The 21397-nt window shown below is 59.0% G+C and carries 17 protein-coding genes and 1 pseudogene; 6 read left to right on the forward strand and 12 right to left on the reverse strand.

What is annotated here, in order from left to right:
• Window position 1: 1 nt before the first annotated feature.
• The 5 genes from F3J20_RS20195 to F3J20_RS20215 form a co-directional block, all read right to left on the reverse strand.
• On the reverse strand, window positions 2-661 hold the full coding sequence (locus F3J20_RS20195) for a substrate-binding domain-containing protein (RefSeq protein WP_167284364.1): 660 nt from the start codon (window positions 659-661) through the stop codon (window positions 2-4).
• Between the two features lie 35 nt (window positions 662-696).
• Window positions 697-1380, reverse strand: a complete 684-nt coding sequence (ligK, locus tag F3J20_RS20200; protein WP_167284338.1) for a 4-carboxy-4-hydroxy-2-oxoadipate aldolase/oxaloacetate decarboxylase — start codon at window positions 1378-1380, stop codon at window positions 697-699.
• Between the two features lie 2 nt (window positions 1381-1382).
• Window positions 1383-2408: an amidohydrolase family protein gene (locus F3J20_RS20205; protein ID WP_167284339.1), complete on the reverse strand. Its 1026-nt coding sequence runs from the start codon at window positions 2406-2408 to the stop codon at window positions 1383-1385.
• A gap of 70 nt (window positions 2409-2478) precedes the next feature.
• Window positions 2479-3837 carry an aromatic acid/H+ symport family MFS transporter gene (locus tag F3J20_RS20210; protein WP_167284340.1) on the reverse strand — a complete coding sequence of 453 codons (1359 nt, stop codon included), beginning with the start codon at window positions 3835-3837 and terminating at the stop codon, window positions 2479-2481.
• 539 nt (window positions 3838-4376) lie between these two features.
• Window positions 4377-6149 carry a tannase/feruloyl esterase family alpha/beta hydrolase gene (locus F3J20_RS20215; protein WP_167284341.1) on the reverse strand — a complete coding sequence of 591 codons (1773 nt, stop codon included), beginning with the start codon at window positions 6147-6149 and terminating at the stop codon, window positions 4377-4379.
• Window positions 6150-7058: 909 nt separating this feature from the next.
• Between F3J20_RS20215 and F3J20_RS20220 the strand changes: the two genes are divergently transcribed.
• Window positions 7059-8153: a porin gene (locus F3J20_RS20220; protein ID WP_167284342.1), complete on the forward strand. Its 1095-nt coding sequence runs from the start codon at window positions 7059-7061 to the stop codon at window positions 8151-8153.
• Window positions 8154-8281: 128 nt separating this feature from the next.
• Here F3J20_RS20220 and F3J20_RS20225 read toward each other — a convergent pair whose 3' ends face one another.
• From F3J20_RS20225 to F3J20_RS20235, 3 genes are all read right to left on the reverse strand, one after another.
• Window positions 8282-9457 (reverse strand): trypsin-like serine protease, encoded by a 1176-nt coding sequence (locus F3J20_RS20225; protein WP_167284343.1) that lies wholly within the window; start codon window positions 9455-9457, stop codon window positions 8282-8284.
• A gap of 60 nt (window positions 9458-9517) precedes the next feature.
• Window positions 9518-10849, reverse strand: coding sequence for a hypothetical protein (locus F3J20_RS20230; RefSeq protein ID WP_167284344.1), 1332 nt, complete (start codon window positions 10847-10849; stop codon window positions 9518-9520).
• A 491-nt stretch (window positions 10850-11340) separates the two neighbouring features.
• Window positions 11341-11832, reverse strand: coding sequence for a hypothetical protein (locus F3J20_RS20235; protein WP_167039522.1), 492 nt, complete (start codon window positions 11830-11832; stop codon window positions 11341-11343).
• Between the two features lie 519 nt (window positions 11833-12351).
• On the opposite strand from F3J20_RS20235, the gene F3J20_RS20240 reads away from it, so the two are divergent.
• The gene (locus F3J20_RS20240; protein ID WP_167039520.1) at window positions 12352-12921 is read left to right on the forward strand and encodes a hypothetical protein; all 570 of its coding nucleotides are present in this window, start codon (window positions 12352-12354) and stop codon (window positions 12919-12921) included.
• Window positions 12922-12992: 71 nt separating this feature from the next.
• On the opposite strand, the pseudogene F3J20_RS32185 reads toward F3J20_RS20240, so the two are convergent.
• Window positions 12993-13168, reverse strand: a pseudogene (locus F3J20_RS32185) (transposase); the annotation flags it as partial.
• Between the two features lie 111 nt (window positions 13169-13279).
• Complete coding sequence (locus tag F3J20_RS20250; protein ID WP_167039516.1) at window positions 13280-14347, reverse strand: hypothetical protein; 1068 nt, start codon at window positions 14345-14347, stop codon at window positions 13280-13282.
• Window positions 14348-14884: 537 nt separating this feature from the next.
• Here F3J20_RS20250 and F3J20_RS20255 point away from each other — a divergent pair.
• The 4 genes from F3J20_RS20255 (at window position 14885) to F3J20_RS20270 (ending at window position 18543) form a co-directional block, all read left to right on the forward strand.
• On the forward strand, window positions 14885-15589 hold the full coding sequence (locus F3J20_RS20255) for a GntR family transcriptional regulator (RefSeq protein WP_167284365.1): 705 nt from the start codon (window positions 14885-14887) through the stop codon (window positions 15587-15589).
• A 51-nt stretch (window positions 15590-15640) separates the two neighbouring features.
• Window positions 15641-17047: an MFS transporter gene (locus F3J20_RS20260; protein WP_167284345.1), complete on the forward strand. Its 1407-nt coding sequence runs from the start codon at window positions 15641-15643 to the stop codon at window positions 17045-17047.
• Window positions 17048-17102: 55 nt separating this feature from the next.
• On the forward strand, window positions 17103-17975 hold the full coding sequence (locus F3J20_RS20265) for an isocitrate lyase/PEP mutase family protein (RefSeq protein WP_167039512.1): 873 nt from the start codon (window positions 17103-17105) through the stop codon (window positions 17973-17975).
• 175 nt (window positions 17976-18150) lie between these two features.
• Window positions 18151-18543, forward strand: a complete 393-nt coding sequence (locus F3J20_RS20270; protein WP_167284346.1) for a DUF3597 domain-containing protein — start codon at window positions 18151-18153, stop codon at window positions 18541-18543.
• Between the two features lie 212 nt (window positions 18544-18755).
• On the opposite strand, the gene F3J20_RS20275 is transcribed toward F3J20_RS20270, so the two are convergent.
• Together F3J20_RS20275 and F3J20_RS20280 are read right to left on the reverse strand one after the other, a co-directional pair.
• Window positions 18756-19028 carry a hypothetical protein gene (locus F3J20_RS20275; protein ID WP_167039508.1) on the reverse strand — a complete coding sequence of 91 codons (273 nt, stop codon included), beginning with the start codon at window positions 19026-19028 and terminating at the stop codon, window positions 18756-18758.
• A gap of 410 nt (window positions 19029-19438) precedes the next feature.
• The gene (locus tag F3J20_RS20280) at window positions 19439-21130 is read right to left on the reverse strand and encodes a Na/Pi cotransporter family protein (protein WP_167039507.1); all 1692 of its coding nucleotides are present in this window, start codon (window positions 21128-21130) and stop codon (window positions 19439-19441) included.
• Window positions 21131-21397: the final 267 nt, after the last annotated feature.

A 21397-nucleotide genomic window follows, 5' to 3' on the forward strand; every position in this document is an offset into this window, starting at 1 on the left:
ATCACGCCGGCATCATGCCGTTCTCCATCTTCGCGCCGTTGGCCTCGCGCGAAATCAGAGACGACAGCCATGCCCGCGCGGCTTCACGCCGACGAGCCGCCGTGCAGATCGCAGCGGTAAAAGTCGTGATGGATTGAAGGCTGCCCGGGAGTGCCCCGAGCACGTCGATACCGGCTACGTGAATCAACTCGCTCAACTGCTGAAATCCCAGCGCGACCTCTCCGCGCGCCACCAGCGCACCCACCGGCACGCCCGGCGGCGCCTTCACGAGACGCGGCGCAATACTCCCGGCAATGCCGAGGCGTTCGAGCAGCCAGAGCAGATGCGTGCCGCTCGGTCCCGTCGAATAACCGATGCTGCGTGCGCCGAGCATTGCCTCACGCAGCGCCGCTTCGGTGCCGATGTCCGGATGCGGCTCACCGGTGGCCACCGCGACCGCGACGCCCGAGCGCGCAAATGCGATCCGGCTCGCGGAATCGACATGACCGGCCAGCGCGAGCCGTTCGATCGCGTTCTCCGCCAGCACGACGATATCGAATACTTCGCCATCCTCTACACGACGCGCCGCGTCGACACCGCCAACCGATTCGATCGCCACCGGCTGTCCCGTGCGGCGCTCATACGATGCGGCGAGTTTGGCCAGAACCTGGCGCGTCGCCATCGACGAAATGCCTGTGATCGGCTCAAGCACGCTGTTCAATCCTTGTAGCGCAGTCCGGCCTGCTCGAGCGGCCCGCGCATGTTGTACATGTCGAGACCGAGCACGCCCGAGGCGAGCTTCGCCCGCTTATCGCTCTCGAGCGCTTCGCGCTCGGCCGCTTTTTCGAGTACCGCTGGCGCCGCCGCGGCGGGCACGACGACCACACCGTCGTCATCCGCGACGACGACATCGCCCGGCGTCACCAGTGCGCCCGCGCAGACGACCGGAATATTCACCGAGCCGAGCGTCGCCTTGACGGTGCCCTTCGCGGAAATCGCCTTGCTCCAGACCGGGAACTGCATCCCGGTCAATACGCTCACGTCGCGCACGCCGGCATCGATAATCAAGCCGCGCGCGCCACGCGCCTTGAAGCTCGTCGCAAGCAGATCGCCGAAATAGCCATCGGTGCAATCGGCGGTAACGCCGGCCACGACGATGTCACCGGGGCGAATCTGCTCGGCCGCGACGTGCAGCATCCAGTTGTCGCCGGGATGCAGCAGCACGGTGACGGCCGTGCCGGCCGCCGTCGCGCCCGCATAGATCGGGCGCATATAAGGCTTGAGCAGGCCCACGCGGCCCATGGCCTCATGCACGGTTGCCGAACCGAGCGCGCCGAGTTTTTCGGCCACGCCGGCATCCGCGCGCTCGATGTTGCGATAAACCACTCCGAGTTCATACATGATTACAGCCCCTTTGATTTGAGCAAGGCATCGAGGCGCGAATAAACACGCCGTGCATTTCTTTCATAGATCTTCTGGCGTTCCTGCGCATCGACATGCGCCGCTTCGATATAGCGCTTCGTATCGTCAAAATAGTGGCCCGTCTCCGGATCGATGCCGCGCACCGCGCCGATCATCTCGCTCGCGAACAGGATGTTGTCGACGGGGATCACGCGCGTCAGCAGATCAATACCCGGTTGGTGATAGACGCAGGTGTCGAAGAAAATATTGTTGAGCAGATGGTCCTTCAGCAAAGGCTTTTTCAACTCCTGCGCGAGACCGCGAAAGCGTCCCCAGTGATACGGCACCGCGCCACCACCGTGCGGAATCACGAAACGCAGCGTGGGGAAATCGCGGAACAGGTCCGAGGTCAGGCATTGCATGAAGGCGGTCGTATCCGCATTCAGATAATGCGCGCCGGTCGTGTGGAAGCACGCATTGCAGCTCGTGCTCACGTGAACCATGGCGGGAATGTCGTACTCCACCATCTTCTCGTAGATCGGGTACCAGTAGCGATCCGACAGCGGCGGACTGGTCCAGTGACCGCCCGACGGATCGGGATTCAGATTGATCGCGACATTGCCGTATTGCTCGACGCATTTGACGAGTTCAGGAATGCAGGTGGCCGTATCCACGCCCGGACTTTGCGGCAGCATCGCGGCCGGCACGAAATGCCCGGGGAACAACTGGCTCACGCGATAGCACAGCTCGTTGCAGATCGCGGCCCATGTTGCCGAGATGGCGGCATCGCCAATGTGATGCGCCATAAAGCTCGCGCGCGGACTGAAGATCGTCAGATCGAGGCCGCGTTCGCGCATGAGCCTCAACTGATTGTTCTCGATCGACTCGCGCAGTTCGTCGTCGCTGATCTGCAACTCCGATACGTTGGGCATCGCCGACGGATTCGCAATGCCTGCGATCTGGCGGTTGCGCCACGTCTCCAATGCTTTCGGCGCAGTCGTATAGTGGCCGTGAATGTCGATGATCACCGTAATTCCCCGGAAAATAAATTTAACCGGCGACGCGCGCGAAACTCGCGCGCCGCATGTTTCGTGCTGGCTAGTGCGCGGTATTCGGCTGAACCGCCGCTTCGCTGCCGCTCACGCGCTGGCTCACGAGAATAGCGATGGCAGCCAGTGTAGCGGGAACAGCGAGCATCGCCAGAATCGCGCCAAATTGCCAGCCGAGACCGAGCAACGCACCGCCGATCGCCGAACCGAAGATGCTGCCGAAGCGACCCATGCCGAGCATCCAGCTCACGCCGGTCGCGCGTGCCACGGTCGGGTAGCGGCCCGGTGCGAATGCATTGAGGCCGGTTTGCGCGCCGCTCATGCAAAAACCCGCGGCAAACACGAGTACCGCCAGCGACGAAGACAACGCACCGATATAGCCGAGTGCGAGCACGCACAGCGCACCACCGACATACGCCGCGCTGATCACCGGAGCGGGACGTGCGCGGTCCATGATCCAGCCGACCAGAATCGCGCCGATCGTGCCGCCGATCTGGAACATCGCCGTGATGTTCGCCGCGGTCGTGACGGACAGGCCCGCATCTTTCATCAGCGTCGGCAGCCAGCCGGTCAGCAGATAGATCACGAGCAGGCCCATGAAATACGTGACCCACAGCGCGATGGTCATCGAACCATAGCCTTGCGAGAACAGTACGCCGATCGGCTTGCGCGTCGGCAGCGGCGGTTCGTTGGAAACGAAAACTTCGTCACCGGCAAAGCGCGCGCCGCACACACGGCCGAGCACTGCACCGATGCGTTGCGACGGCGCGCCACGCACTGCGAGCAGACGGGCCGACTCGGGCAACAGCCAGACCTGGAGCGGAATCAGCACGAGCGGCAACGCGCCGCCGAAGATCAGTACCGAGCGCCAGCCGTGAGCCGGAATCAGCCAGCCGGCCGCGAAGCCGATCAAAGCCGAGCCGAGATTGAAGCCCGTGAACATCACCGTAATCAGCAAGGCGCGCTTGCGCTGCGGTGCATATTCGGACAGCAGCGTGGTCGAGTTCGGCATCGCGGCGCCAAGACCGATACCGGTCAGCACGCGCAGCGTCGCCATCGCCATCGGCGTTTGCGTGAATGCCGTGGCAATCGTGAATACGCCGAACAGAAACACCGAGGTAATCAGCACCCACTTGCGGCCGATGCGATCCGAAGCCGGACCCGCGGCCAATGCACCGATCACGAGACCGATCGGCGCCGCGCTCATCACGAGCCCGAAGGCGGGACGCGAAATCGCCCAGTCGTGAATGATCGACGGCGCGACGAAACCCATGATCGCGACGTCCATGCCGTCGGCCGTCACGACCAGAAAGCACAGCACTACCAGCAGCCACTGGTAGGCGGAAATCGGCCGTTCGTCGATGAACGCCTTGATATCGATTCTTTTACCGCTCGTGGTACTCGTCATTTGAATTCTCCTGTCTCCTTCATGGGTCTTGTCGCACGGCACGAAGCACATGGCTTCGTGCTGTTCGTCGATCCCGCAAGCGTCATGTCGATGTGTTCCTGAATGTCTTGCCCGGGTCATTGGCGTGAAGGTAGCGTTTGGCCGCTCGGGTTCCAAAGCGCGGGTTAACCATATGGCTGTGGTGAATATCCGCGTTTTTTCTATTCCGCATGGCCTGCGCAAAGCCGGGTGAATTCACACGAAGCCCCGCTGGATAAGCGCTAAACGCAAATACACAGCCTCTGAAAGTGAGCCTTTTCCGCACCGGCTTCAGAGCACACGCATAAACAGAACAGATGACACGGGAACGAAGTCGCATAGAACGGTCACTTAAGCCGCTAACGGCGCCGCTTTTCCCGTTCTTCACGATTGCGTCTGGGTTGCGCCTTGAATCAGGCATCCAAAACAAAAAGCGGAACGACCGTGACAACGGTCATTCCGCTTCGCAAGCGAGCCGGCCTCGCCAGGCCGGCCATCTAATCGACGCCTACAGGTACGGCTTAAGGTGCGGCAACGCCCTGCGTTTTCGCCGTATAAGGCGTGTAGAAGCTTGAGCCGGCCCACGCACGCGAGGCCGCCGTATAGAGCGACGCGCCTTGCGCATAGTTCGCGCCGTCGTGCCAATCGCCCGAACCGGTGTATTTCGCAACCGCCGGATACGGATAGACCGGACGCGAAGCCGTGACGTTGTTCGACGCATCGGTCTGATACGTCATCACGGCATCCGGCGCCTTCGCCTGCTCGGCCCAATCCGTGATCTTCGATACGAGGTCGATGTTCGGGAAGCCTTCGCCACCGCCGCAATGCGCCACGCCCGGCACCAGATAGAGTCGCGCGAACTGGCTCACGTTCGAATCGCCCATCGTCTTCTGCATGGCTTCGTAGTACTGGATCGTGAAGAGCGGCGAGATGTGCTGATCCGCCCAGCCGTGCCACAGAATCAGCTTGCCGCCGGCGGCCTGGAATGCGGAGAGGTCCGGGTTCGTCGCGTCGATGAACGGATGGTTCGCCTGCAGATAGGTCGGGTAGAAGCTCGCATCCTGATAGCCGAAGGTGTCGATGGTCGGCATTGTCGGCGAACCGGTGAAGATCAGGTTGTACGCGCCCGTCACGATCGAATAGCTGAACAACTGCTTGACGGACACGGCCGGATCGGTCGAATTCGAGTTCGGCACTTCGACGCCGATCCAGTTCGCTTCCGAACCATACTGCGGCGAACCCGCCAGCATGTACTCGCCGGTCGTCGCATCGGTCGGACCGTTGAGGATGTTCTTCGCCGTCGTGACTTCCGCCGCGGTCAGGCAGTTGCTCGTGCTGGTCGCGCCGTTGGCGCATTGGATCGTCGCCGGATCGAAATGACAGGTACGCGGATCGGCAATCAGACCGTCGGCCGCGCCGCTGCCGCCTCCGCACGCGGCGATAACGGCCTTGTGCAGTACTTGCGCCTTATCGGCATAGAGCACCGCGTTGCCCGTGCTCGTGCCCGTCGTGCTCTGCGACTTCACGCTCCAGCCGTGATACAGCGAGTTCTGGATCTGGAAATGAGCGGCCGGCGCGCCCGCCACGATGCCGTTGTAGTCGGCCGGATAACGTTGCGCGGCCATCAGTGCCTCGCGGCCGCCGTCGGAGCAGCCGATGAAGTACGAGTACTTCTGCGCCTGTCCGTAATAAGCCTTGATCAGCTTCTTCGCCGTAAGCGTCGTGATGTGCTGGCCGCGATAGGCGAAATCGGCCTGCTTTTGCGGGTCCGTCGTCCAGGTCTGATCCTGGCCCGTGTGGCCCATGTCGGTCGCCGCCGTTACGAAACCGCCCTGCTGCACGAGCGGGCACGTATAGCTGAAGCTGAACGAACTTTGCTGCGTCGGGTCGCTGAGATTGCCGCACAAACCACCGCAGCCGAGTTCCGCGAAACGCTGCGTCCAGGTGCCGACCGGCAGCGCGACCTCGAACGTGTTCGACGGGGCGAGTGTGCCCTTCACCGTGCAGAACGCGACCGTCGCGCCATTGATCGTGGCATTGGTTACGCTCGCCGAGGTAATCGAGCTGCCCGCGCCGCCGATGTCGGTGATATCGACCGAAGCGAGCTTCGAACAATCGACGCTCGGCGTCACGACCGACAGCGGCGTGTATGTGCTGATACTGCCACCGCTGCCACTACCGCCTCCGCATGCGGCGACAATCGCGGCCGTCGCGCAAACGCTCAATAAAGTCAGCAGTGAAACCGCACGCGCCTTGATGCTCACGAATGGATTGAGAGAGTGCAGTGTTCTCATACGTGTTCTCCCGCGTTGTTTGTTCTGGCGAGTATTGGAACCGGATGTGCAGGCGCAGAGCGCATTACGCGTCCACGCTGGGTTACGCATTGCTTCACGTTCATGGATTCATCTCTCCTCTTTGAGTACTTCGGTTCTCAGAAACGTCTCAATCCTTCTGCCGCGGCGAAGTTGCGGTAGAGACACGCCGGCCGGATTTGGACGCGACGTTAGCCAGAGCGGGAATCACCGGAAATCACGGGTTAACCACAGGGATTGGCGATGTGCGTGAACGATTCGCATGCGGGCAAACACGTCGCGATGGCGCTCGATATCGCGCACAAGCCCGCTGCATAAGGACTCGTTCAGGGTAGCAGGCGCCGGATCAGATGGCATCCGGTACAGCGCGCGACAACCCGCCATAATTTTTTTAGATGCCAAAAGAAAGAGATTGAAATGCGCTCAAGCGGGGCCGCGATCGACAACCGTCGCCACGCTGTAGCGTGGCACCAACGCTATTTGAAATCGCGTTGCGAAATAGCGTGAAGAGCTTTCTCTTTTATTTATCGCGCCGCCTTCGAGATCTTTCATCGTTTTACAAATTCCCGCTTCGGCACTTACGCAAAACAAGCATCGCTTGTATCGCACACGGGTACAAAACTTTTATTTTTCAAAGAACTACGGCGTAGACGAAGAAATCTCGCCACACACCTGCAATCCCGTCAGTTCGCGTAAACCCCGGAATTTTCGACGGCAACGCGCTCGATCGAATGCGTTCTTCAGCCCTTTCGCACCACTTCCTCAGGAACATCGTGCCGACTATATTGAGCCCCGTTCGGTGGACTTCGGATTGGCTTCTCATCCATCGACGCTCACCAGATACGACACCACCTACATCTGCATGACTAAATAAAACAGGAGATCATTTCGATGAACAGGAAAAAAATCGCGCTCGCCATTCTTGCGAGCATCTTGATGTCGGCGACAGCACATGCCCAGAGCAGCGTCACGCTCTTCGGTCTTATCGATACCGGTGTTACGTATGTGAGCAACCAGTCGGGCAGCCACAATATCAAGATGGACGACGGCGTCAACGGCCCTAACCTGTGGGGTATGAGAGGCGTGGAAGATCTCGGTGGCGGCACCAAGGCCATCTTCGAACTTGTCAACCAGTTCCAGGTGAACAATGGCCAATTCATGCCCAATGCGAGCCTGTTCAGCCGCACGTCGCTGGTGGGGCTCGTCAACGAGCGCACCGGCAAGCTCACGCTCGGCAACCAGTACGACTTCATGACGGACGCGCTCTATTTCGGCGGCAACGATCCCGCCGAAATTTCCGGGCACTTCTACGCATTCCGCGCCGGCCCGTTCCAGAAGCTCGCCCTGCCGCAAAACCCGACTGGCGCATTCGACTGGGACCGCATGGCCGGCGAGCGTATTGCCAACTCGGTCAAGTACGTGACGCCGGTATTCGACGGATTCAGCGCAGGCGTAATGTATGGCTTCGGCAATGTAGCGGGCTCGGTCGGCGCGGGAAATTCGACGAGTTTCGCGCTTAACTACGCGGCGAACTCATTCGGCGCGAATGCCGCATACACGAATATCAAGTACTACACCGCGGGTTCACCGCAAGTGAGCGTGCGCAACTGGGGGATCGGCGCGCACTACCGGTTCGGCTCGTGGTTCACCAATGCGCTTTTCACGACCGTACGCAATTCCGCGAACGGCGGCTCGGTCTACGAAGGTTCCGTGGGCGCGCAGTACCAGATCACGCCGGCACTCGCGACCGGTGCTTCGTATATGTATATGAAAGGCAATTCGGTCGTCGACAATAACCACGCTCACCAGGTCGCGGCAATCGTCGATTATTCGCTGTCGAAGCGCACGAGCGTTTACGTGCTCGGCCTCTATCAGCGCGCCAGTTCCGGGGGTTTCGCGCAGATCAACGGCATGAACAGTGCGGATGGCGCGTCGAGCGGGCAAACTCAGGCTGTCGCGCGAGTAGGCTTGCATACGCGGTTCTAAAGCCGCGTAAAACCGCGCTCTAGGCTGGGCGTGTTCGTTTGTGGAGCATCTAGTCGGTATGCGGACGGTGAACGGGAACGGCGAATGGAGATGTATCGCCGTCTTCCTTGGCTGCGAACTTGAATCGACTAATTGGATGCCAGGATTTTTTTAATCCAATTCCCGACATTCCCATCAATTCGCTCGTATATTCCGCCGTAGCCGCATTGCAAATTCGAATCGGTATCTGGTCGATCTGCGATGCCGGCCAAAAAGATGCCATTGCCACTCATGATGTAGAGCGGACCACCACTGTCCCCTGGACACTGATCTCCCGGAAGAGCGGCCGAAACTGGGCCCGCGACAAATTCAAAGCCACTGTTGCATCCATACTTCCTGGAATCCTGCGCGGAACAACTCGTACTTATGATGGCGACACTTGCGTAACCGCGTTGACCGTCCATTGCTGCACCGCCGTTGCCAAGATCGCGATTTCCGTATCCAACTGCGATGCCAGCCTTTGCCTTGTCGAGTTCGGCGGTTGTTGAAAATATGGTTGGCGAATTCGAATCGTAGATGTCCTGTGCCGTTTCCACCACGGCAATATCCGGCCCATTGCTATCACCGCATTCTGACATTTTGTTGACGCTCACTATGTTGGTAAAACTCATGTCCCTCCCCAACGCAACGCCAACACCGACCTTTTTCATATTGTGCAGACATACGCAGTGGCGTGCAGTCAGTATCTTTTTCTTTCCGATTGCCACGCCAGAACAAAATCCGTTCTGAGCATCCTGGATAAAAACGACGTTGGGATAATGAGTTGTGGCATTGTAGGACCGGCCTGGTGTGTTTGATGCGGGTGGTCCACCTGGTATGCGTGGCGGCAAACCCGATCCCGCTGTTCCACGAGGCGTATCCGGGCCGTCCGATGTGCCGGAAAGGATTTTTTCGGGATCGCCTAGTGCGGCCTGGTGGACGATCAATGACAAAGCATTGCGGTATCGTGAGTCAGTGTCGAGATTTGTCACCGTCAGTGTTTTTATTTTGTTCAGTATATTTTGAGGCTTGGCGTCGCTCTTTTGCTTTGCATTTAGCGCTCCAATGCTGGCACGGAGCATCGCGCTATATTCCGGCGTATTTTCGTCGAATAAATTCCCGGATATTGCAAGGGCATGCGTGGCAATAGCGCTGTTGGACCCGGTGTTGCCTGTTTCGCCGGGCGCTTGTGCTGAGGCGGTGGAAGACAGGAGTGAAAACAATAGCAATCCAGGATATATTATTCGACATGAAATTTTATCCATTTCAATATACCCCTGAATCATTATATTCAATCGATTCAAATGATGCCTGGCGATGCCTCTGATGTCTGCACTAGTATTGCGTCAAGGGCATGTGAGGGTTTGCTGAGCCGGCAATGTCTCTACGGTACTCTGCAGAGCGGAAGCCGAAGCTGCTGTATAGGCACTTTGTACATTATATTGTGCCGATTCGAGACTGGATTTGTCTGCAGGAATTTTGCTCGCGTTTGTAGGGTTGTTTTTGTCGGACTGAAGGGTGGCACAGGCAGTCTGGTAAGAGCTGACTGCCGCATAATATTTGCCGATGTTGCTTTGAAGGGTTGAATCGTTTTGCTTTTGAGCCAGCTGGCCCTGCGGAAGAACCGCGTTGCCTAGCGCCGTAGTAATGCCGCTAGTCGATGACGTCGACGCAAAAGAGAGTGCAAGCGCTTGCAGGAAAACATTGGGATCACCTAATTCGTGAACCGTTGCGGTTATATTGATCGGCCTGAAGGGTCCGCCTATTGAAACGCCGTCATTATTCTTATATTGGACTCCCGCCGGCACTTTCTCGATCGGGACCAGAGTCCAGGCCGTTTGCGTATTATTGGATACATCGGAAATGGAAATTGTTTTTCCTGGATTTATATTATAAATCAGCATCCCCACGGTCGATGCTTTATAGTAATCCGTTGCCGTCGATGGCGTCGGGTTGATAAAATTTATCGTTATACTGATCTGTTTACTCCTCCCCTCTTCGAAAACTCCCCCTAGCAAAGAGTGAGGGTAGTAAATTGCTGCAATCTGCGGTTTCACCACAAAATAATTTGCCGTTGCGTCTGCTGCGCTGCTTTGCAATTCTATTTCGGCGTAAAACGACGGCACGGTGAGAGGCAGCGTGCCATCCGGCGGATTAAATAATCCCTGGTTCTTCGACAGCGAAGTGATTAGACCAGGGCTATTGGTACAGGAGGCGCCGAGAGAGCTTTTGAAATCCGGGTCCGTGCACCAGTCTGTTCCTTGAGTAGCACTCGGCTTCGCCAGTGCGATTACGTAACAAAATGGCGCTTGGGGCTGATAGGTTTTTTTGGCCGGATCCCAAAGCGCACTTTGATAGAAGGTCGCGCTATTCGAACTCACCTGATACCCCGCCTTATCTGCAGCGGCTGCGGCAGTTAGCGAGGAAGCAATGGCGCCGACCGCCGCGCCGATCAAGTCGCCCCCCAGCAGATTTTCTCCCGCTACGGCGAGCGCACCTGCGTTCACATTGAGAGACGGGCAGCGCGATTCCGGCCAAACGTAAAGCGTCGGCGGGTCAGAGACTGATGCGGCATGAGGCAGTAACGAGCATCCCATTGTGGGCAGGCAGATGACGACCGCGAGCCTCGCCCCCATACGGCGCCATAGATTGACTCTATCCGCAGTCGCGTTATCCATGATTTACCTTTTTCTGTTTGGAGCATGAACTTACAACTGCGGCGAATGCCGTCGACCAGCCAGGTGCTTTCTAGAAAATAGGAAGTGTGTCCTGGTTGGTCAAGCTGTTTGATGCCGCTGCCTGTAGCCTCTGCCAATCGCCAATGGGTTGGCCGCTTGTTGGGCAAATGTCTCTTCGTGGCCGGTAGTATGCGTTTACGCAGATTGTCCGAAAGCTGCTGGAGGTATTCCAACGTCCACTCCGGGGAATGCTCTACGGTCTGGTGCTGTCGGCCACAACCGACCGTATACAGCAGACGTGTCGCGGCCATTCGAGTGGCGCCTTCCTCGTTTACATCGTTCGATCGGGAGCTCAGTTGTTCAACAATTTCTAAAGCCGCGGCTGGCGATCCACGCTTACTAGCGCCGATACGCCAGTTCGAGCGTCGCCTTTCGGCCAGCGCGGACACTCTGCCGGAGGCTAAAGACTTTTTGAGCAATACGTTGGGCGATCATTTCCCGATGCTGTTGGCAATCGCACGAAATGCTTGCATGTCCTGCTCGGACAAGCTTTGCTTTAAGGGGGCTACTCTCTTTACCTCTGGGACGTGCTCATAAATGTAATGATAGACAACCCCGCCATTGCCGTGAGGGTCTTGCCAAATTTCGAATGAGCCTTCCCGGCCGCCCGCATATTTCACGTCGAGAGAGATCGACGGTGGAGGCGGCGTTTCCATTAGCCCCTTCCAACCAGTACGGTGCGCGTCTATCCAGTGTGACAAAGCGAGAATTTGCTCTCGCTCCAGGGATACAGACTGCCCGTGGAGATAGCCGGTTGCCGACACGATCGGCGGCGTATCGATATTCTCCGTGCAGCTCGCGCTGGCCAGAATCAATGGCGCGGCAATCAAAAGGTGAAGACAAAAGAGCAAAGGACCTTTTGTTTTTTTGCCTCGCGCATACTCGGTATCAGAGAGCCCTTGGTGCTTGATGAAAGTGATCAAAGCAAACTCCTCAAATATGTCGAAGCAAAAGCAGCCACACTGCGGAATTTGTCCGAAGCCGACCACCTGGAGCGTGCGGGTCCGTCAAACGTCCACGCCGTTGCAGTTGCGCATGGTCCCCGCCCCAAGTTGCCGCTGAGGTTTAAATAGATCATACAATCGAATGGTCGCTGCACCTCAGAAGCAGATATGGCGACTCGATGGGACTGAACGGCGGCAACGGGTCGGAAAACCCATTCATCCACGACATAGCCGACACTCATCGGCACCGGGTTACAAAACTCAGCAAAACAACCTGCTGCAGCCGCAGGCAACCAGAACAGCGAACGTCCGCTCAGGCCGAATCCCACCCACCACCGAGCCTCCCGAACCCACCTTTGCCATGAACGGCAAATGGCCGCACATGTCACGTTTCCATCGTGCAGACTGTCTATCCTCCACTCAAGCTACCGCCGGATTACCTGCAATAGCCCGACTCCACCAGCGTGGAGCTGCTTATCTAACTTTGAGGAGATTGTCATGATGCAAATGCTCATAGTCAGAGATGTGCGGTTAGAGGGCTCGAAGCCCAAGGGTAATGAGGTTCTCGAGGTCGACGCTAGCACGCCTATCAGCTGGCCAATCGCCTGGATACTCAGCAGGGCAAAATTTTATAACTCGCAGTATGTATGGTTGAAGATCCTGGCTCATGGCTATGAGACGCCCGGGCTGCCTCTGGCGACAGGATTCTCTACGCGAACGGAATCAATGCAAGGCAACAGTCAGGGAGGCTATGGTATCCAGTTCTGCAATGAGGGATTGAATCTGCATACCATCCACAAGTTCAGAGTGCTTTTTGAATGGCTCGATTGGACTGATCTTTACTCCTGCGGGACGGCCTTCATCACGCCTGGCCACGAAGGCCGCTACGGCGACGGCAATACATTTTGCTCGAGGCTAGCCCAGACACTCGGCTCACCTGTTCGAGCATCAACTGCGGCTCAGCATTACGACCCCAAAGGAATGGACTTCGGCGCCTGGGAAGGAACCGTTCTGACATATGGGCCCAAAGGTAATGTTATAAATCTTGAGTACAATCCGAAGACTTGAATAAGGGGTGCAGGATCTACTCGGCCATGGAAGTCACCCGCTCTGAAGCCGCGCATGAATACGCCAGCTTCGAGTGTCATGGCCTTGTAGCGCATGCGCCCTTTGGCACTGTCGTCGCGCCAGCAAAGCCTCACGTCGTGCTCATCGAACACGATAAGACACTGGCTGGAGATAGCGACACGGTGCTGTAGCGCGAGAGGTATACGAGCGCAGCCTCAGGTCCGGCAAAGCAGCGCTTGGCATGGACGCCCCGCCCCACTCGCCGGCTCGCAGCACTGAATAGATGCCTTTACAGACGACGGCAAGCGAGTTGCCATCTATACTTCATGGCACGAGCGGAGCATGACAGATAGACCGATCAATCGACGCGCTTCTCGTAGATCTCGTACTCGACGCCATTCGTTACCTCCGTACCGGGCTCCGCCGGATACACCGTGCCAAACAGGTAGTCCAGCGCCGAGCTGACCGACTTATTGCCAGCGAGCCGCTCGTAGACAAACATGCCATAGTTCGGCTCCAGCACGACGAACACGTCTCTCGGGTGCCAATGGATAGCGGCGGCGTGCCCGGAGTTGTCTCCGGCTTTCCGCATGCCGAACCCGACTATCATCGCACGGCCGCTCGAGAAGTCCGTCGGTGCCGGGGCCGTCACCGCGTCGATCGCCGCTGACAGCGAAGCGTACTGCGTTTTCGGGCTCGACTGCAGCAGCGCGATGCCGCCGAACGTCCTCTTCTTCGGGAATTTCGCGTCCATATGTCCCGTGAAGAGTGCGAAGCTGTTCTGGTCGATGTCCTGGCGACGCGGCGCAGTTGCTCTTACCGGCGCCTGCAGTGACCTGTATTTATCCTCGACCTTCGGATAAAGTCCGCCGATCTGACGCACGGAGAGCTCCGTGGGCGTGTTTTGCAGTTGCGGAAAGATCCGCTTCAGCTTGTCGCCGTAGTCGATCCCCACGACATGCGCCTCACCGAGCTGCAGGTTGCGGTTGTAGTCGTCAACCAGTTGCGAGTTCACTTCCTGCAGGAACCTCTTCGCTCTGAGGTACTTGTCGTAAGCCTGATCGTAGTCGGCCTGGTTGCGATCAATCAGCGCATTGTTGGCTTCAAGATTGCGGTCGCTGATCGCGTTGAAGCTGGCCCAGGCATACCCCTGCCGCTTGGCCTGCTCCTGCATCCGCGTGTAGTAGTCGTAGCCTTCCTCGGCATTACGCTGCGGGTTGGCGCCGAAGCACGGCCGCCCGTTCTGCAGCACACGCCGGATCCAGTCCAGGCAGACGCCGTGGCAGTAGCCGGTGTCGGGCGAGTAGCCTTCGACCGGCAATGCACTGGCGTGCGCGAGCCGTTCCGGATCGGCCATATTGAAGTTCTCGAGCTTGCCACGGCCGAGGGTCGTGAGCTCCGAGATGATTGTTTCACGGTCGGGCATGGTCGGAGTCCCTGAGGAGAGGGCCTTTCACGAAAGTTAGTGGGATCTGCAGGTACATGAAATTCGATTTCATGTGGTTTCTTCCACAACGGCTCAACGGAGACGGACCTGCTTTACGTAACGAGATGCGGCTCTTCGGTGATGCCCGGAACGCACTCCTGATAAGTTCATTCAATCCCGAACGGCCAGCCTTCCGAAGGTTAATTTGCAAAGACGAAAAAGCAAGGTCGACGGCGGTGGGGTTTTCAGTGAGCTAAATGACGTGTGTTGTGTGGGATATCGCGCAGACAAATACATCCTCAGCAGCAGAGCCCAACATGGTCCGTGCATGAGGAGCATGCATGTTTGACGCGGAGCAGTCGCGCGAATGAACGTGTGACAGCGAGGGCGAACGACTGCAACCGGCTTTTCGGAAGTATCAGCGTGGCTGCCGCGAACCCCGCCGACACGCCACACCACGCGCCCAGGGAAACCACCAAGCGCCCACCACTCAACTTTGCATACAATGTATCCGCCTGATTCGTGAATTCCCTCACCATGGTCATGAAAGACGGTGTTTTGCATACAACGTACGCCGCACCGGCCCGCTCACCGGACGACGTCTACCTCACGATCAAACAGTCTCTCGCCGAAAACCGCTACGGCGCGGGTCAATACCTGCGCGAAGAACAACTGGCAAAAAGCCTTGGCGTGAGCCGCACGCCGGTGCGCGAAGCACTGCGCCGCCTCGGCGCCGAAGGTTGGGTCGAGATTCGCCCGAACTATGGCGTGCGGGTCAAAGCGTGGTCCTTGCAGGACGCGCGCGAAATATTCGAAGCGCGTCTTCTGATCGAACCGTTCCTCGCCGGGCGTGCCGCATTGAAAATCGGCGCCGCCGAAATCGAACGGCTCGGCACGCTCGCCGAACAGATGTCCGCCATCACGCGGCGCACGTCCACACCCGAAACGACCGAAGCATGGTTCGCCGCCAACGGCGAATTCCATTCGATCATCACCTCGGCCGCCGGCAACTCGCGGCTCGAGCGATCGTTGACGTCGATGAAGGAAACGCCGCTCATCAAGTGGACGTTCGACTCTTACGACGACGAACACCGAGCGAATAGCGCACGCCAGCATGTCGAAATCGTTCAGGCACTCGAGAACCGCCATGCCGCCTGGGCCGAAGCGATCACCCGCTGTCATATTCTGGCCGCCGAAAAAGCGGTGCTCGACCGTTATCAACGGGAACACCCTTTGCCGTAGTCCGTTGCCGCAACACGAATAGCCGTCGAATAACGACGCAGGAGACGTGAAATGCCGAGCACAGTGAATGCGGGTCCGAGACTGGACCGATTGCCCATCTCCGGTTTTCATCGGCGCATTCTCTGGCTGATCGGCGGCGGCATGTTTCTCGATTCGTTCGATATCTACCTGGCCGGCGGCGTGCTCGGTGCGCTGGCAAAAAGCGGCTGGTCGACGATGCAACTGAATGCGGCATTTCTCTCGTCGACCTTCGTCGGCATGCTATTGGGTGCGTTCACCGCCGGTTTGCTCGGCGACGCAAAAGGCCGCAAGTTCACCTATCAATTCAATCTCGCGATCTTCGGTCTTGCCTCGATCGCCGGCGCGCTCGCACCGAACATGATGTGGCTGATCGTCTGCCGCTTTTTCATGGGCCTCGGGCTCGGTGCGGAGATCGTCGTCGGTTATGGTTCGGTCGGCGAGTTCATTCCCCCCGCCGTGCGCGGCAAGTGGTCCGCGTATCTCTCGCTGATTACGAACTCGGCGCTGTTCTTCTCGACGTTCATCGGCTATCTGATCATTCCGACGATCGGCTGGCGCGCGATGTTTGCTCTCGTCGGCGCGGGCGCGCTCGTTGTGTGGGTGATCCGCAAGAAGATGCCCGAGTCACCGCGCTGGCTCGAATCCCAAGGCCGCGACGCGGAAGCCGAGGCGATTCTTCGCGCGGCGGAGGCGGAATCGTCGCGAGGCGAGGCACTGCCTCCCATCGCGCCATCGCTCGAAGCGCTCGGCGCGCCGCCACGTTCCACAACACTTTTCGACCTGTTCAAAGCCGCGCAGATTCGCCGCACGCTACTCGCGATCTGCGTGCAGATCGGCGTGAATGTGGTGATCTACGGCTTTATCGTCTGGGTGCCGACATTCCTGATCAAACAGGGGCTCGGCATGGCTTCGTCGCTCGGCTATACCACGCTGATGTCGCTCGGCGGTCCCACCGGCGCCTTCCTCGGCGTGCTGGTTGCCGACAGAATCGGCCGTAAAAACGGGCTCATTGCCGTGGCGCTGATCGCCGCGCTGGTGGGCTGGCTCTATGGACATTCGACGAGCGTCGCGACGGCCACCGTGCTCGGCTTTCTGCTTTTCACGCTCACGTATCTGCTGGTCGCGCTCGGTATTGCCACGTATATTCCCGAGCTTTTCGCCACGGAGAACCGCATGCGCGCGAACGGTATCGCCGGTTGCGCGGGGCGCATCGCCGGTATTCTCGCGCCGCAGCTCGTGGTCGTCCTGTATGCGACGGGCGGCGTCAAGGACGTGCTCTCGGTCATCGTCGGCGTGCTCGTCGTCATGGCTGCGGTGCTCGCGCTCTTCGGTATCGAAACGAACCGGCGCTCGCTCGAAGACATCGCGCCACCGCCCACCCTCGATACCGATGCCGAGCTCGCCGGCGCAGCGGTCGCCCCCGAGTCACGTCATTGACTCGGATCATTGAATCGACACATCACGGACACTCATCGTCATCAACGGAACCAGCATGAACGCACAGAGCAAACGTCAACAACTGAAGAGCCGTCTTGCACAACCGGAAATCGTCGCCGCGCCCGGCATCTTCGATCTGATCTCCGCGAAGATGGCGGACTCGATGGACTTCGACTGCCTGTACATGACGGGCTTCGGCACCGTCGCGTCCTATCTCGGCGTGCCCGACGCGGGTCTCGCCACTTACACGGACATGGTCGATCGCGTCACCGCGTTTTGCGGCGCAACCGGCACGCCGCTGATCTGCGACGGCGACACCGGTTACGGCGGTCTGCTCAACGTCGCGCACACGGTACGCGGCTACGAACGCGCCGGCGCCGCAGGCATTCAACTCGAAGACCAGGAGTTTCCGAAGAAATGCGGACACACGCCGGGCCGCAAGGTGATTGCGCTCGACGACATGGTGAAGAAGATCAAGGTTGCAGCCGAAACACGCGAGGACGCGAACTTCCAGATCGTCGCGCGCACCGACGCACGCACCTCGCTCGGACTCGACGAAGCATTGAGGCGCGGCGAAGCGTTCGCGAAAGCCGGCGCCGACGTGCTGTTCATCGAATCGCCGGAAACCGTCGAGGAACTGGAGACGATCGCGCGCACGTTCGATACGCCGCTGCTCGTCAATATCGTCGAAGGCGGACGCACGCCGCAACTGACACCCGCCGAATTGCAGAAGCTCGGCTTTTCGATTGCGATCTATCCGGCATCGGGATTTCTTGCCGCCGCGCAGGCACTGCGGGACGTCTACGGCCAGATCAAGGCACTCAAGGGCACCGTGCAGGCACAGAACAGCATGTATCCGTTCTCGCAGATGTGCGAGCTGATGGGCTTTCCCGCGATCTGGCAATTCGATCGTGAGCATGCCGAATAAATATACACAGAGATGTGCTAGCAACCACTGCTCATTGCCGTTGCCGATAGCCGGCACTAACAATCGCTGACAAAAATTCACGCTCCTCATTTCCGCGGATCGCGTAGCATAGCGAAGGCATGTCCTGCGAGCGCCACGCGCTCGCATTTGTCATTCAACTGTGGAGATTCTGGAAATGAGTATTTTTGGCGACATCGTGCATAAGCTGTTCGGCAAGGCCAAGCCGGACCAACCTGCCCCCGCCGCGGAACCGACACCGGACCCGGCTGCCGCACAAGCCGCCGCGCCTGACACCCCCGCACCGCTCGCCGACGTCGACGTGGCCGCCGTAATGGATCAGCTCGTCAGCGAAAGCGGACAAACGCTGAACTGGCGCACCTCGATTGTCGACACGATGAAAGCGCTCGGCATCGACAGCAGCCTCGAACACCGCAAACAGCTGGCTCAGGAACTGAAGTACAGCGGTGATATGAACGACTCGGCCAGCATGAACATCTGGCTGCACAAGCAGGTCATGCAGGCGCTCGCGGCCAACGGCGGCAAGCTGCCGGCCGATCTGGCAAGTTAAACGCCCGTCATTCAGGCGCGATCGGGCGCGATTGCCCGGCGCACACGATGGCTCGGGCAAGATGAAACGCGGCCGCTCATGAAGCCTGCACGAAGCCATGTATCAAGCCTCGCGCAAGAACCTCTGAGCGGTCGCGCCACTCCCCTACCCTGCGTACTGAACGAGGGTATCCCAACCTGCCGCGACTGAGAACGGCCCGATATCTCACCCGGCTATTGCGCCGCGGTAAGCTTGAGCCCGGGCTTCAGTGGCTGGGTCGTTTCCTGCGGACCTTTGCGTTCGTCCGACACCTGTTCAATACCTTTTCTCGTCACTTCTTCGAGAAAGGTCAGGCGAGCCCGGTAATAATCGGCGCGCAATTGTGCATCGAGCACGAGCTGCTCGGCCTGAAACAGCTCCATACGTAAGTTGTTCAACGCACGCTCGGCCTGTTTCTCGGGAGTAGGAGCATGTTGTGAAGCCCAGTTAGCAAGCCACCGCATCATGGTGAAGCCCTCCTTGAGTTCAATGCTCTGCTACAACACAGGCTATCAAATTCCGGGCACAACGTGTGTTAAATCCTCTCAAGCGTTGCGTATTGTGCAAGCCACGGCGCGTGGGCGCACCATGAACGCCCGTTCATTTCATGCCCGCTATGCGCCATGAGCGGCTATCGAACCCGATGCGCCGCGCTTTGCATGCCGCAATAGCGATGAAAAGAAAAAAGCCCGCACAGGGGAGGCGGGCGAAAACAACGCTCCATTAAAGCGTGTCATGACGATGACACGCAGGCAGTCTACTGCTGCTGCGGTGCGAATCTCTGTGGGGTTACCGGCAATTCATCGCACATCGGACAATCGCTAACGGTAACTGCGGACCCTGACTGTTATTCCAAGCGCAAACGTCAACGCCAACCTCAACGAAGCATTTCCACGTTCTTCACAATGGCACGCGCAAACTGTGCGACCTGCCGGCCCTGTTCGATCAGGTCCATCGCGAGCCGGAACGTCACCACGTCGGCCTTATCCGCGAGTTGAAGCCTGGCGAGTACGACCTGGCGCGCGGTCGTGGCCAATTGTTCGATTTCGCTTTTCGCGCCGATCACCTTCGCGCCTTCTTCGGCATCGGGTTCCTCGATCGTGCGAATCGCCTGTTCGAGATTGCGAATCACGGCGTCGCTAAAGCGCGCGGTCGCCTCGTCGCGCAGGCGCACGAGATCGATCTGCTGCGTGAGTCTTTGCTGGCCGATCGTGATGAGTGTCGTGCTGACCACGCCGCTAATGCTCTCGAGATTGCTCGCCACCTGCGTGAAGCCGACCATCTGCTGACCTTCGTCTTCCGAATGCTGAACCTGCGAGAGCTGGCCGATATAGTGAAGAATCTCCGCAGCAAGCCGGTCGGCTTCCTTGTCCTGATCCAGCAGCAGATTGATCTCCTCGATCGTTCCGGTTGAAATCGTCTGCGAGCCTCGTCGCACGATATCGAGCACCTGTCCGCCGAGCCGCGTCAGTTCGATGCGCACGCGCTGCAATCCGAGCGACGGCACCGTCAGCGAAGACGCGTCGAGATAGAGCGGGTCACCGGCCGGCTTGGCCGCCTGCGCGCGTGTCGGCACGATCAGTTGAGCAAGCCGCGCGATCGGTCCGGTAAACCAGATCAGCACCAGCGTGCTCGCCACGCTGAATATCGTATGAGCGTTCGCGACCTGACGCGGCGCTTCGGCCGCGAGCCGGGCGACGCCCTGCAACTCCGGATGCGACGGCGAAACGTAGCGCACCAGCTCCGCCATCTGTGGAATCACGAAAATCCCCACCGCCACGCCGAGCAGATTGAACACCAGATGCACGACGCCTACCTGCACCGCTTCGGGCGTTTTGCCGATCGACGCGAGCAACGCGGTGCCGCAAGTACCGACCTTCGCGCCGAGAATCAGCGTGATCGCGGCCTCGAGCGGCATCAGCCCTTGCCCGCTCAGCGCGATAACGATCGCGAGCGTCGCCGCCGAGCTTTGCACGATCGCCGTGAAGACCGCGCCGACCACGATGCCGACGATCGGGTTGCGCATATCCTGCATCGCGTCGATAAACGGCTGAAACGTCCGCAGCGGATGCGTCGCCTCGCCCATCAACTGGATGCCCATGAAGAGCAGGCCGAGCCCGAGCACCACGCGGCCGATCTCGCGCAGCAGTTCGCGCTTGCCGAACGCATGCAGCACGAAGCCGGCCGCGAGCATGAACGGCGTGAGCCGCGATACATCGAATGCGATGATCTGCGCGGTGATGGTCGAGCCGATGTTCGCGCCCATGATCATCGGCACGGACTGCGCCAGGGTCATCAATCCGGCGGAAACGAAGCCGACCATCAGCACGGTCGTGATCGTCGACGAATTGAGCAAGGCGGTCACGACCGCACCGGCCACGACACCGCGAAAGCGGCTCGCGGTCAGCACGCCGAGCAACGCCTGCAATCTCGATCCCGCGATCGCCTTCAGGCCGCCGGTCATGAACTCGAGACCGAGAAGAAAAAGAGCGAGGCCACCGATCAACAGCCCGAATATCCCGACCCAGTTCAGCCCGACCGGGTTGATGTCCGTCAGGTAGTCAGTCATCCTGCGAGGCCCTTGTGAGGAAGCAGATGCACGAAATTACAGCGCGCGCGCTGGCATGTAAAGCGAGTTAAGCAACGCCTGATTTCCTTGTGCCGCGATGCGCATCCCCCTGCGCCCGGTCCGGACACCGTTTCATTACAGTTGAAAGCCATGCCGATGAGGCTGCTGAGGGCACCGCCGGTGTCACCGCCAATGTCACATTAATGACAGGATCGAGCCGCGCTCCGGCCGTGCGATTGGCAGTTAACCCGTAGGTAAAAATGCCCA

Origin of the sequence: Paraburkholderia sp. Cy-641 (assembly GCF_011752945.1) — a bacterium.
In the GTDB taxonomy this organism is placed as follows: domain Bacteria; phylum Pseudomonadota; class Gammaproteobacteria; order Burkholderiales; family Burkholderiaceae; genus Paraburkholderia.

Bases quoted from the DNA above. Each gene is read 5' to 3' on its own strand.
- F3J20_RS20255 (WP_167284365.1), top strand. From the start codon at position 14,885: ATGGTCATGAAAGACGGTGTTTTGCATACAACGTACGCCGCACCGGCC.
- F3J20_RS20210 (WP_167284340.1), bottom strand. From the start codon at position 3,837: ATGACGAGTACCACGAGCGGTAAAAGAATCGATATCAAGGCGTTCATC.
- F3J20_RS20225 (WP_167284343.1), bottom strand. From the start codon at position 9,457: ATGATTCAGGGGTATATTGAAATGGATAAAATTTCATGTCGAATAATA.
- ligK (WP_167284338.1), bottom strand. From the start codon at position 1,380: ATGTATGAACTCGGAGTGGTTTATCGCAACATCGAGCGCGCGGATGCC.
- F3J20_RS20265 (WP_167039512.1), top strand. From the start codon at position 17,103: ATGAACGCACAGAGCAAACGTCAACAACTGAAGAGCCGTCTTGCACAA.
- F3J20_RS20250 (WP_167039516.1), bottom strand. From the start codon at position 14,347: ATGCCCGACCGTGAAACAATCATCTCGGAGCTCACGACCCTCGGCCGT.
- F3J20_RS20260 (WP_167284345.1), top strand. From the start codon at position 15,641: ATGCCGAGCACAGTGAATGCGGGTCCGAGACTGGACCGATTGCCCATC.
- F3J20_RS20195 (WP_167284364.1), bottom strand. From the start codon at position 661: ATGGCGACGCGCCAGGTTCTGGCCAAACTCGCCGCATCGTATGAGCGC.
- F3J20_RS20270 (WP_167284346.1), top strand. From the start codon at position 18,151: ATGAGTATTTTTGGCGACATCGTGCATAAGCTGTTCGGCAAGGCCAAG.
- F3J20_RS20230 (WP_167284344.1), bottom strand. From the start codon at position 10,849: ATGGATAACGCGACTGCGGATAGAGTCAATCTATGGCGCCGTATGGGG.
- F3J20_RS20215 (WP_167284341.1), bottom strand. From the start codon at position 6,149: ATGAGAACACTGCACTCTCTCAATCCATTCGTGAGCATCAAGGCGCGT.
- F3J20_RS20220 (WP_167284342.1), top strand. From the start codon at position 7,059: ATGAACAGGAAAAAAATCGCGCTCGCCATTCTTGCGAGCATCTTGATG.
- F3J20_RS20280 (WP_167039507.1), bottom strand. From the start codon at position 21,130: ATGACTGACTACCTGACGGACATCAACCCGGTCGGGCTGAACTGGGTC.
- F3J20_RS20240 (WP_167039520.1), top strand. From the start codon at position 12,352: ATGATGCAAATGCTCATAGTCAGAGATGTGCGGTTAGAGGGCTCGAAG.
- F3J20_RS20275 (WP_167039508.1), bottom strand. From the start codon at position 19,028: ATGATGCGGTGGCTTGCTAACTGGGCTTCACAACATGCTCCTACTCCC.